A 12911-nucleotide genomic window follows, 5' to 3' on the forward strand; every position below is an offset into this window, starting at 1 on the left:
CTTTTTTATGTTGCGTCTGCACCAGCCACAATTTCGTTAATTTCTTGTGTGATAACACTTTGACGTTCTGAATTGAATTTTTGTCTTAAATCCACAATTAAGTCTTTAGCGTTATTTGTGGCATTTTCCATCGCATTACGTCTAGAAGCCATCTCAGAAACTTTTGATGAACTACCTAAACAATAAATTAAACTTCCTACATATAATGGAATTGAATTTTTGAGAACCACTTCGGCATTTGGTTCAAATTCAATAATTTGAACATTCTTATCTACAGTTTTTACTTTTGGACCAATTTCAAGTGGGAATAGTTTCTGTGCTACCGCATCTTGACGAATGTTGTTAATAAACTTAGTATAAACTAAATTAATGCTATTTATTTGTTTGTTAGCGTACATTTCTAAAGCATCTTTAGTAATTTGATTTGAAATTTGATAACTTACTTTTTCACCATAATCAACAAAGTAATTGATAATTTGTTCTTTAAAATGGCTACTTTGTAATAAGTTATATCCTTTTGTACCTAAAACAATGATTTTATCTTCTGGTTTTAAGGTTTGTTTTAATAGGTTAATGACATTTGAGTTATATGAACCACATAAACCTAAATCACTAGTAATTACGACATATAAGTCTGAATTAGCTTCAGTATTTTTAGGGTAAATGCTATAAAATTCATTTGGTTCAACGTGTTTAATTAAACTATCAAAAGTGTCCATTAATAAGTCTAAATATGACTCAATGTTTTCGTATTCTTTACGAATTTGACGAAGTTTAGCTGTAGAAACTAATTGCATTGCATTAGTTATTTTTTGAGTGTTTGAAACTACTGCAATACGATTTTTAATTGCGTTTAAGTTAGCCATTATTGAATACTTTCGTATTTTTCAGGAAGTGGTTTGTACATACGAGCATCATAATTTGGAATTGAAGCGATAATTTCTTTCACAATGTGCACAAGTGCAACTTCAATTTGTTGGTATACTTCTTGGTCTAATTCACCAGTAGCTTCAATTTTTAGTTGTAATTCATGTACTTCGTGCAGTGCTCAGTTCATTACAGCATCACGATATTCATGCATGTATTCTTTTGGAATTGGATTAATAATTCTTTCTTTAACACCAATTAAAATTATTGCTTGAATTGACTGAGGAATTGGGAAATATTGCTCTTGTTTTAATAACTCATACACTTTAGCTCCATGTAATAATATTGACTTAGTTGAATCATCTAAATCAGAACCAAATTGAGCAAAAGCTAACATTTCATTATACTGAGCTAATTCAAGTTTTAATGAACCAACCACTTTTTTCATCGCTTTAGTTTGAGCAGCTGAACCAACACGAGAAACACTAAAACCAATATCTACAGCAGGTCTTTGACCTGAGTTAAATAAACTTTCTTTGGTAAAAATTTGACCATCAGTAATTGAAATAACATTAGTTGGAATGTAAGCTGAAATATCACCTTGTTGAGTTTCAATAATTGGTAAAGCAGTAATACTTCCACCGCCATAATCTTGGTTCATTCTGGCAGCACGTTCAAGTAATTGAGAGTGTAAGTAGAAAACATCTCCAGGGTAAGCTTCACGACCAGGTGGTCTTCTTAACAGTAGTGATAGTGTGCGGTAAGCGATAGCATGTTTAGATAAATCATCATACACGATTAAAACATCTTTGCCTTGACTCATTCACTCTTCAGCAATTGTAACACCTGTATAAGGAGCAATGTATTGTTGTGGTGCTAATTCACTAGCTCCAGCAACAACAACGGTTGTATAACCTAAAGCATCTGCATCTGAAAGTTTTTGAACTATTTGAGCTACAGTTGAATTTTTTTGTCCAATTGCAACATAAACACAAAGTACATTTTTACCTTTTTGATTAATAATTGAGTCAATTGCAATCGCTGTTTTTCCAGTTTGTCTATCTCCGATAATTAATTCACGTTGACCTTTTCCAATTGGAATCATAGTATCAACTGCTAAAATACCAGTTTCTAGTGGCTGGTTAACTTCTTTACGAGACATAACTCCTGAAGCTACTTTAAATACTTCACTTCTCTTTTTAGATGCTATTGGACCTTTTCCATCAATTGGATTTCCTAAAGCATCAACAACTCTACCTAATAACTCATCACCAACGCTAACTGAAATAACTTCACCAGTTCTTTTAACTGTATCACCTTCACTAACGCTATTGGCATTACCAAATAAAGCAACCCCAACTGTTTCTTCTTCTAAGTTTAGAGCAAGTCCATAAACTCCATTTTTAAATTCAACAATTTCTGAATTACGTACTTTTTGTAGCCCACTAACTAGCGCAATACCATCACCAATAGAAATAACTTGACCAATTTCGCTACGGTCGATGTTTTTTCCAAAGTTTTGAATACGTTCTTTAATAATTGCTGAAATATCATCAAAACGAATTGCCATCTATGCTCCTTTCTTATGTTCGTTATTTATAATTTCTTGTTTTAGTTTTTCTAATGTATTTTGTACACTACTTTCAAGAATTTCTGTTCTTGATTCAATTCTAAAACCACTAATTAAATTAGGGTCAACTACATTAACTAATTCAATAGTTCTACGAGTAACTTTTTGCATTTTTTGCTTGATTTTTTCAAGCTGTTCGTCAGTTAAAGGGAATGCAGAAACCACTTTTAAGAAACGAATTCTTAACTCGCTATTTGAATGTTTTAAATATTCTTTGATTACATGCACTAAAATTGATGCTTTACGTCTTAAAACAATGACTTTAACAGCGTTTATTACAATTTCATCAAAGTCTTTTAAAATTAAGTCAATAGTTTCTAAACGATGTGATTCATCAATCATATCGTTTTTTAAATAGTCGATTAATTCAGGGTTTTGGTGAATAATTTTTAATAACTTTTCAAATTGTGGCTGAATAACTTGGAATTTATTTTCGTCTTTTACTAAGTCAAAAATAGCAACTGCATAAGCAGATGAATGTTGATTAGTATACATTAAATATCCTCAGCATCTTTATCTGAATTTAAGTATTGATTAATTAATTCATCTTGTGTTTGTTGCGAAATTTCACGCTTTAAGATTTTAGTTGCTAATTCTGTTCCAAGGTTTACCACGTAAGTTTTAGAATTCATTTCAAATTCTCTTTGTTGGGCTTGAATGTCTAAAATAGTTTCATCCAACAGTCTTTTTGATTGTGCTCTTGCTTTTGTAGTGTAAAAATCAGCTACTTTATCAGCTCTAACTTTAGCTTTATTGATAATTGTGGTAGCTTGTACACGAGCACTTTTTAAGCTTTCGTTTGCTTCATTTAATTTTTCTAAGCTATCTTCTTTAGCTTTAATTGCTTCATCTATATTTCCTTGGATAAAATCATGACGATCTTTCATCATTTTTTTAACTGGTTTATATACAAAATAAGTTAAAAACACAAAAACGATAATGAAAGCAATAATAGTTGCTACTATAATTGGTCATGAAGGAAATAAAGTTTCAAATTTATCAGCTAATGATAATGGTTTACCATTTGCAGCTTGATTTGAAGCAGCTTCAACATTTTCAGCTGCAAAAGTTAATGTTTTTACAATAGTTGAGTTCATTATTATACGAATTTAATAAGTAAAGCAATAACTAAAGCATAAATAGCAGCTGTTTCAGCAATACCTGATCCAATGATTAGCATTGTACGAATTTTTGCTTCAGCTTCTGGGTTTCTACCAACAGCTTCAACAGCTTTTCCAGCTGCATAACCTTGTCCAACACCTGTTCCAATTGTTCCGATAGCTGCTAATCCAGCACCAATTGCTACTAATCCATCTTTAATATCCATATATACCTCCTAATTAGTACACAGTTTGTGTTTGATTTTGTACTAATTTATTTTTATAAAATATTTTATTTACTATTTTTTTAACTTTTGAGTCTGATTTTTCTTTGGTTTCAGATTCAACTTCAACTAATCAGTATACCATTGTTAACATCGTAAACACATAAGCTTGCAATGTCGAACCAAATAAGTCGAAGTAGAAATGTAAAAATGGAGTAATGATTGTGGCTAAAAATATCATTCCACTAATATTTGGAGTATTTGGTAATGTACCAACTTTAATTCCAGCTGCAAAATAATAGAGTGTGAAGATGACAACTGAACCACCAACTACGTTTCCATAGATCCGGATACTTAGTGAAATTAATGGAGTAATTTTTCCAACGGTATCCAAAATTTTTAACGGATTTAAATAACGTAATAAATAATGTCATTTTTCATAAATAGCACCACATACAAAAATACCTAATCAACTAGCTAAAGCTAAAGTAAATGGCACTGAATAACTTGTTACAATTGGTTCAAAACCAAAAACTGACATAAAGTTTCCAACTAAAATAAAAGTTGATAATGTAATAATGTATGGTTTTGCACGATAAAAGTGATTACCAACAGTATTTTCGATTTGAGTATCGAAAAATCCAACATACGCTTCAGCAATTTGCGCAATACCTTTAGGTGCTTGATCTGGTTTTACTTTAGTGACCTTAATAGCAACGGTAATAGATAAAACAACTATAACTAATACTGAAACAATTAAAGACACTAACTGTGGATGTCAAGGATTGTTTAACGCTTGTGAAAATCCATTCATACTAAGCCTCCTTTCCATATTTATATTTTTTAGTTTTTAGTTTTGGCTGAATCAAACGAAAGATTTCAGCTAAAGCAAAAACAAAAAAGTTAATCGATAAGCCAGCTATAATAGTAATTCAGTTAATTGTAGCTGTTCTTATGTGATCTATTTGGTTTTTGTTTGGAGCAAAATGTTGATTAATTTTTATCGCTGGATAAAACAAAGCAAACACAAATATAGCTATAAAAAACATCTTAAATAAGTAAAAAAAGTAAATTAGCCGCTTATTTGATGCTTTAAAAACTAAAGTTGAAACGATGATATTTACCTTGAAAAAAAAGTAAGCTAACATTCCTCCACTAGCATACCCAAAAAAGAGCCCAAGTAACTTTTGATCTAATAATCCAATGATTAAAAAAATTAAGCACACTGGTAAATAAATTACTCAAAAAGCAATTTCTTCCATTTTTCCAAAATGGTTTTTTGTCATTAGCTCCCTTTCTATATACTAAATTAGTATATAACTTTTTAGTTTTTCTATGCTATGTTTTTTAGATTTTTTAGCATTTTTTACTAATTGTGCTATTTTTACTTTTAACTCTAAAATATAGGCTTAAAAAAATTTATAAATTATTTTTTAAGCTCATTTTTAAGGCTAAAATGCTACTATATATAAATATAAGCTTAATCAGTTAGATTTGAATAGAAAAATTTTTTTACTAAAAATGAAAATTTTAGGGCAAAAAGATAAAAAATAAATGAAATTATGCAACTAATTTAAGTTTTTACAAGAGAAAGAGTAAAATTATAGTGATGTTAAAAATTAAGGGAGGTATTGATGCGCAATTTTAACTATACCACTTTAATATCAACAACTACTACAATTCCAAGTGATTTGCTTGAAAAAATCAGGCTTTTACCTGATTTTGAAGTGAACAATCAATACTACAATCAAGCTAAGCATGCTATTTTTCTGATTCAATCTGCTAATACATATGTATTAAGTTATACCTTAAAAGATTATGATTTAAATTCCATGATTTATAAATGAAAAATCGGTTTACAAAAAGCTTGACATTTTAGTGAAGGAAATGAGGATGCTCAAGAACCACCAGAAATTTTTAAAGCGATTGTTTTAGATTTAAAAAATCATAATCAAACTTTAAAAGATGTTAAATTTAAGGTGCTGAAAATTTATAAAGAAAGATTAGATGAAGCTGCGCTTGATTTATCATTTGTGCACTATGTGCGTGAATATGAAGCAATTTATTTTGGTTTAAATAACTTAACAATGCATAAAATTGCAAATAAAATTATTTCTTTCTATATTAAAAACAAAAAACAAAAGAATCAAAAATTAGCCGACTATTTAAAAAAATACGACGAATGCTTAAAAATTTCAGCTTGAGAGCTTAAAAGATACATGAAGTGAGTGATTCAAACTAATCAATTAGACAACAAGGCTCGTGTATTAGATATTCAAGAATCATTTGGTTTTTATTGAAAAATAATGGTATTAATTAGAAGAATGAAAGTCGATTCTGAAATGGTGTCATTATTTAATAGCGAATTTGCTTAATTGAAATTAGTGGTTAGCCACTAATTTTCTAAATTCATTTTTAACATATTACAATAATGGAATATAATTAAAGGAGCTTATGAACAAAAAATGATTATTATTTGGTAGTTCTGTTGTAATACTACCACTTACTTTAGTAGCTTGCGGATCTGAAAATAAATCAAATGATACTGAACAAGAAAACTTTTTTAGTCAACTACAAAAGCAAAATGTAAATCAAAGCTTGTTTACTACAATTGTTAATCAAAAAGATAAACAAAACAAAAATGCTCAATCTGTTTTAGAAACTCTAAAAAACAGTTTTCTTGACCAAGAAGAAACTAAATATAATAGTGTATTAGCTAATTATCCATTTGTAGTTATGAATAATTTGAACAGGTTAACAATTTATCCAACAGATTTTTATAGCTTTAAAGATTTAAGTGATGAAAAAACACATTCGCGCTTATTTAAACATTTGATTAATAAATATCAAAATGATAATTCGCACGCAGGTCATAGTCATGGTAATGTTTTAAAATTACCAGCTGCAAAAAATGCTCCTTTTTTAACTATTAGTGATATGTATGTTAAACAAATTGATAATCATAGTTATAAAATTTACTGCTTATATAATGAAAAGCATGGCTTAACGAAAAACATTTTATTTGTGTACGATATTAAATCTAATGATATAAGTTTAGAACCAAATATTTATTGATTTTATGGAACTAATAAACAATTAACTTTTAACGATTTAGAGCTAGATAAATTATTTGTTGAACCAAACAATTTAACAGCTAATCATTATAAAGAGTTTGAAAGTTTATTTGCTAATTTAGATGGTATAGCTTTAGTAAAATTTGCTTAAATTTCACTTAAACATATAGGGAATTAAACCTATGTGTTTTTTATTTACTTAAGTTTTTAGCACATATTTTGACCCCATTTATAGACTAGCTTGGCCAGTTCAAAATTTAATACATTTTGACGATATTTTTGCATATTAATTCAAAATTTAACTAATCAAAAAAATTTTTAATGCGCATTTTTTTTCGTATCTAATTTTTTTAGTGTTTTTTATGCGCATCATTTACTTTTGAAGCTATATATTCAGCACTATAGTAAACGTGTCGAGATATGAAGAACATTCAAAAATAATGATTTTATAAATCTTGTTTTTTGATTTTTTATTTATAATATGAATTATAAAAACGAATATGCACTAAAAATTACCTAGCAGCATAGATCAAGCATCTATTTACAGATTTTTAATGATTTTTTTAGGTACGCAATGATATGCATATTTATATAAGAAAGGAGAGAGATGGCTAAAAAGAAAAAATCAGGACAGCCTATTATTGAACTTAAAGAAGTTGTTAAAGAGTTTGATGGTAAAACTGTACTTCACAGTGTTGATTTATCAATTCAACGTGGGGAGTTTGTTACCTTATTAGGACCATCAGGTTCAGGTAAAACAACAATCTTAAGATTACTTGGTGGTTTTGAATGAGCTACACGTGGAGAATTAAATTTCAACGGATATGACATTAAAGACTTACCAGCATACAAAAGAAATGTATCAACTATTTTCCAAGATTACGCTTTATTCCCTAACTTAAATGTTTACGGAAATATTGCATTTGGACTAAAACTAAAAAGAGTTAATAAAGAACATGTAAACGAAAGACACATTACTCTTTTAGAAACTAAAAAAGAAGCTTGAATTAAAAAAGCTAAAGCAAAAATGGCTCAATTAGACAAAATTCAAGAAACATATGAAAAAGAACTTGAAACATTAAAACCTGGTACATACCAATACAAAAAACGTCAAAACTGACTTGACGATTCTGATTTTAAGTACTCATATTGAGAAAACTATGTAAATCAAAAAGTTGAAGCATTTGAAAACAGATACTTCAAACGTAAAATGACTAAATCAGAAATTGATACTAAAATTACAAACATTATTAAACTAGTTGGTTTAGAAGGTAATGAAAATAAAGCTATACACCAACTAAGTGGTGGTATGAAACAACGTGTAGCGTTAGCTAGAAGTTTAGTTATTGAACCAGAAATTTTATTATTAGACGAACCTTTAAGTGCACTAGATGCTAAAATTCGTCAAAAAATGCAAGTTTTATTAAGACAAGTTCAACAAGAATTAGGTCTAACATTCATTTTTGTTACTCACGATCAAGATGAAGCATTAGAGTTATCAGATAGAATCGCTGTTATGCGTGGTGGAATTATCGAACAATATGATACACCTAGAAATATTTACGACTACCCAGTTAACATTTGAGTAGCTAAATTCATCGGTGACTCAAACATTTACAATGCTAAAATTCTTAAAAATGGAAACGTTAGATTACTTGGAAAAGAATTCAAAACTGTTCATGAATTCGAAGAATTCGAAGACGGAAATGAAGTTGATGCATTAATCCGTCCAGAAGATATTGATATCGTTGCAGAACCAAAATCTGTTAAAGGAAAAATTAAAGGGTATGTTAGAGAAATTTCATACCGTGGTAGTTACAACTACCTAACAGTTGAAACAGAAGACGAAGATATTGTTTATGTTGAAACTGAAAAACACTTTGAAATAGATGAAAAAGTATACTTAAGTTGAACAATCGATTCAATTCACTTAATGAAAAAAGATCCTAAGTGAGACTACAGTAACGATGCTTTTCAAAATTAGTGAAAAATTACATTTAAGTAAAAAGACATTGTTACTTATTCCTTATTTTTTCATCTCAGTTTTATTTATCATCCTACCAGTGGTATTAATTGTTGTTAGTGCATTTAGCTTAGTTGGTGGTGAAAATTTCGATTCATCTGAAATTATCAAGGAATTTAACACTTGAAGCATTATCGGACGTAGTTTATGAATCGGAATCGTCTCTGCTTTACTTTGTTTAATTATTGGATTCCCTTACGCTTACTTTATTTCAACTTCAAAAAGTAAAGTATTTCAAATTTACGCACTAAGCTTAATTATTTCTCCAATGGCAATTTTCACAATTGCTAGAATTTACTCCATTAAAGGATTATTTTTAGCAATTTTCGCAACTAATCCAGGTAGTTTAAACAATGAAGCTTTCATTATTTTAGGTTTAACTTACTTAAACTTACCACTTATGGTTATGCCTTTATATTCAGTATTTAAAGACATGCCTAAAAACATTACTGAAGCTTCAAACGACTTAGGGTATAACGACTTTCAAACAATTTTTAAAGTTATTATTCCATATGGAACTAAAGCAATTTTAAGTGGTTTAGGAATGATTTTCCTAGCAAGCGCAACTACATTCGTTATCTCTGCTAAATTACTTCCTGATGGATCACAAAACAAATTAATTGGGGATTTAATTAACTCAAAAATTAACCCAGGAAACAAATACGACTTAAGTGCAGGTAGTGTACTTGTTATTGTAGTTTCAGCAATTTTTGTTGGAATTTACTCACTAATATTAATCCTTCCAAGAGTTATTTTCAAATTCAAGAAAGGAGCACACTATGAGTAATTTAGGTAACTTCTTAAAACGTTCATATATTTATTTAATTTTACTTTTAGTTTATGTTCCACTAGCTTTTGGATTTGTTTTAAGTTTTAACCCAGCAAGTCCTAAAGGTGAGGTTGAAACAAGATTGCAACCTGGTTCATTTACTTTTGAACACTTTGCTAATTTATTTGATGCAGGTAGAGACTTAACTTTTGCTAACACTGTACTTTTAGCTGCAATAGTAAGCTTTTTTGTGATTGTACTTAGCTTACTTACTTCTTACACTTTATACAGACAAAGAAACAAATCTATCAAAAGATTTGTACAATCATCATCAGGAATTCCTTTAATTAACCCTGATAACATTACAGCAATTGGTTTAGTATTAGTTTTTAGTGCCTTTTTTGGTATTTTAGCAACTGATAGTGAAGGATTTATTCGTTTGATTGTTGCTCATACCGTTATGGCACTGCCATTTGGTATTTCACTAATGCTTCCAAGAAGTGAAAAATTCAACAATAACTTATACGAAGCTGCACAAGACTTAGGATACTCAAGTCTAAGAGCTTGATTTAAAACATACTTTGTGTATATGATTCCTTCAATCGTAATGGTTGCAGTTGTTACTAGTGTTTTAAGTTTTGATGACTTTATTATTACCAAAACTGTTTCAAATACCAGCACTTTAGGAAGTAAACTATATGAAGGTTCATTTGAACCTTGAGCTTTGGTGTTAGGTTCTATTGTATTAGTGTTTACCATTATCGGAAACATTGTCTATACTATGGTTAAAGCAAAAAGAAAGGTGGCATAATGAAAAAACGTCTTAATAAAAAAATACTTTTTTCAGCTGTAGCTGGAGTAGCTGCAACGGCCGCTGTTTCTACTGCTGTGGCAATGAAAATTGAAAAACCATTTAAGCCTAGTTTTTACAACTATAAAGCTTATATTTCAAAAGGGAATTTAGACGAGTTAAACAAAAATTTTGAGTACAAAACATTTGATGAAATTAACGAGTTTAATAACGCAATTATTAACAATAAAGCTGTAGCTGGAATTGGAGTTGAATATTTAGCTGCTAAATTAGCTGGTGAAGGTAGAATTGCAAAAATTGACTACAGTATTTTATTTAGTAAAAATGATCAACCAATTAAAGAAATTCAAATTTTAGCTACTGATGATGCTAAAACTAGAGCTTTAAAGAAACTAAAAACTGAAAACTTAGTTAAACTTTCGTTAAGACCTGAAGTGTTTAATCACTTATCTAAATATGACGAATTTATTTCTCGTCAAATTGCACAAAATCAAGGTAAAAAGTATATCGAAGGTCAAAATGACCATAAACTTTGAGAGTACTTTTATCCATACTTTTCTCAAGATGCTGTTGTAGCTTACAATGGTGATAAAGTAAAAATTCCTACCAACTTACTTGAAAATCCAGAAGAAGATCCATACACAATTAACTTCGGAAGCGATGAAGCTGTTAAAAACCATGTTAAAGAACTTGGACCAACTGAATTAGTTAATATTTTCAAGACTTTAAGACAAGCTGGATACCAAAAATTCTTAATCACTGACTCAGTTAGAGATAACATGCTTTATGGAAGTTCTTATTGATTACTACCAAAAAGTAATGATGATCAAGAAGCAAAACGTACAGCTAGTGAATTTACAGGTGAAGTTTTAGATACAACTTACAGACGTTTAATTGACTACTTTACTCAAATTATTAAAGATGGAACTGGATTTGATGTAAAAGATGACAATCACGTTAGCTTTAACGGTGATGGATTAGAAATCTTAAACCGTGTAATCAAAAGTGCAGTTAAATACAAAGATAAAGACTTTGAAGAATACACTGATGCAGAAAAGGCTGAATTTAGAAGAGCAAACGCTAATACTGATACAGCTGGTTTAATGTACAACGGAGACGCAATTGATGGATATTACGGATCAGATAACGTTGTAGGTTATAGCCGTGATGGTGCTTTAAGAGCTGTAAAACCAGCCAATAACATCTTACTAATTGATGGATTAGTACTTTCAAGTGGTGGATTAGATATTAGTGATGCTCAAAGAGCAAGAGTAGAGCGTAACAATGTCGAATACATAAAACATGCTCGTGATAGTATTTTTGCAGGTATGCACTTAGTTTATGATAAAGCTAAAGAAACTAATTTTGATTTAGCTCAAACTTTAGATTTAAAAACTGAAGCTGCCTTAGATAAATTACAAAGATTTAATGAAGAGCTTCAAAAAGACTACTGATTAGATCTTAAAGCTAGAAACTTAAACGCTTCACTATCTTCAACTGAAGCTGCTGCTAATAAATACTTTAGTTCACTCATTAAAGATGAAACTAAATTAGAGCAAACAATTAATTCATTTATTCAAAAAATGAATCCATATGTAAACTTAAGCTTAAACGAAGCAGCTTACAATAGATGAGTTAAAGCAAAAAATGAGCATATCGAACAACTAAAAGAAGGAAATAACGAAGATAGTAACATTGAAGAAAGAATTAATATTTCTCCAATTGTACTTTCTGAAGCTATTTTAGCTAATGATAATTTAGCTAGCGTTAAAGAATACGCTCAAAAAATCGTTGAATTAGCCAAAACTTACAACAATAACGCTAAAGCACTTAATGCACAATTAGCTAACTTTGTTGCAACTAAACAAGATAATATTTTAGTTCCATTACACTCATTATTAGTTGAAAAAGATGACGAAGGTGCTTACAAATTTGCTAGTGGTTTATATGAAAAAGTTAAAGAAACTGAAGGTGAAGAAGAACAACTTTCATATGCAGCACTTGTTTTAGCTAGACTAATTTCAATGATTGATTTAAATGATTCAGATCAATTTGTTGATGGAGAAGAAAAATACTTTAACCTTGATAACTTTGCGTTTGTTAACTACGTTCCTTCTCGTACTGTGGACTATGAATTAGTTTCAAGAAACTACTTTATGGATATTTTAGAAGGACAAGATAAAAACGCTATTAATTTATACGAAATCAATGACATTAAAGGTGTTATTCAACACGAAGCTATTCAACCAGTTGATAACAAATTACAAAGTCAAATTACAACTTACTACTTCAACAAAACTAAATCTTAGTATTGTAAAAAACCGATATCGATCGGTTTTTTTGTACCTTTAAGTTAAAAAATATGTTTTGAAATAAAATTATGCAGAAACACAAAACCTAAACCTGAAAAATT

13 protein-coding genes are annotated in these 12911 nt (G+C 29.5%); 6 read left to right on the plus strand and 7 right to left on the minus strand.

The genetic code is table 4. The features are described 5' to 3' along the window. Positions 1–5 precede the first annotated feature (5 nt). The 7 genes from atpG to ACJA23_RS02240 are packed head-to-tail and all read right to left on the minus strand — an operon-like array spanning position 6 to position 5107. A complete protein-coding gene (atpG, locus tag ACJA23_RS02210; RefSeq protein WP_406613580.1) occupies positions 6–866 on the minus strand; it encodes an ATP synthase F1 subunit gamma in 861 nt (286 codons plus the stop codon). Next, entirely contained in the window at positions 866–2437 is a 1572-nt protein-coding gene (gene atpA, locus ACJA23_RS02215) for a F0F1 ATP synthase subunit alpha (protein WP_406613582.1), read from the minus strand. Before atpA ends, atpG begins: the two co-directional genes overlap by 1 nt. Then, entirely contained in the window at positions 2438–2992 is a 555-nt protein-coding gene (atpH, locus tag ACJA23_RS02220; protein WP_406613584.1) for an ATP synthase F1 subunit delta, read from the minus strand. Then, positions 2992–3594: a F0F1 ATP synthase subunit B gene (gene atpF / locus ACJA23_RS02225; protein ID WP_406613586.1), complete on the minus strand. Its 603-nt coding sequence runs from the start codon at positions 3592–3594 to the stop codon at positions 2992–2994. Before atpF ends, atpH begins: the two co-directional genes overlap by 1 nt. Positions 3595–3596: 2 nt before the next feature. Further along, entirely contained in the window at positions 3597–3824 is a 228-nt protein-coding gene (gene atpE / locus ACJA23_RS02230; protein ID WP_406613588.1) for an ATP synthase F0 subunit C, read from the minus strand. Positions 3825–3837: 13 nt separating this feature from the next. After that, a complete protein-coding gene (locus tag ACJA23_RS02235; RefSeq protein ID WP_406613590.1) occupies positions 3838–4635 on the minus strand; it encodes a F0F1 ATP synthase subunit A in 798 nt (265 codons plus the stop codon). 1 nt (position 4636) lies between these two features. Continuing rightward, positions 4637–5107 (minus strand): hypothetical protein, encoded by a 471-nt coding sequence (locus tag ACJA23_RS02240; RefSeq protein ID WP_406613592.1) that lies wholly within the window; start codon positions 5105–5107, stop codon positions 4637–4639. 348 nt (positions 5108–5455) lie between these two features. On the opposite strand from ACJA23_RS02240, the gene ACJA23_RS02245 reads away from it, so the two are divergent. The 6 genes from ACJA23_RS02245 (at position 5456) to ACJA23_RS02270 (ending at position 12807) form a co-directional block, all read left to right on the plus strand. Then, a complete protein-coding gene (locus ACJA23_RS02245; RefSeq protein ID WP_406613594.1) occupies positions 5456–6196 on the plus strand; it encodes a hypothetical protein in 741 nt (246 codons plus the stop codon). Positions 6197–6275: 79 nt separating this feature from the next. Continuing rightward, the gene (locus tag ACJA23_RS02250; protein ID WP_406613596.1) at positions 6276–7046 is read left to right on the plus strand and encodes a hypothetical protein; all 771 of its coding nucleotides are present in this window, start codon (positions 6276–6278) and stop codon (positions 7044–7046) included. A gap of 456 nt (positions 7047–7502) precedes the next feature. Next, positions 7503–8879 carry an ABC transporter ATP-binding protein gene (locus ACJA23_RS02255; RefSeq protein ID WP_406613598.1) on the plus strand — a complete coding sequence of 459 codons (1377 nt, stop codon included), beginning with the start codon at positions 7503–7505 and terminating at the stop codon, positions 8877–8879. Next, positions 8863–9705: an ABC transporter permease gene (locus ACJA23_RS02260; protein WP_406613600.1), complete on the plus strand. Its 843-nt coding sequence runs from the start codon at positions 8863–8865 to the stop codon at positions 9703–9705. Before ACJA23_RS02255 ends, ACJA23_RS02260 begins: the two co-directional genes overlap by 17 nt. Next, positions 9698–10498, plus strand: a complete 801-nt coding sequence (locus ACJA23_RS02265; RefSeq protein WP_406613602.1) for an ABC transporter permease — start codon at positions 9698–9700, stop codon at positions 10496–10498. Before ACJA23_RS02260 ends, ACJA23_RS02265 begins: the two co-directional genes overlap by 8 nt. After that, on the plus strand, positions 10498–12807 hold the full coding sequence (locus ACJA23_RS02270; RefSeq protein ID WP_406613604.1) for a hypothetical protein: 2310 nt from the start codon (positions 10498–10500) through the stop codon (positions 12805–12807). Before ACJA23_RS02265 ends, ACJA23_RS02270 begins: the two co-directional genes overlap by 1 nt. Positions 12808–12911: the final 104 nt, after the last annotated feature.

The sequence above is a fragment of the Mycoplasma corogypsi genome, assembly GCF_045276875.1.
GTDB classification, from domain to species: domain Bacteria; phylum Bacillota_I; class Bacilli_A; order Mycoplasmatales; family Metamycoplasmataceae; genus Mycoplasmopsis; species Mycoplasmopsis corogypsi.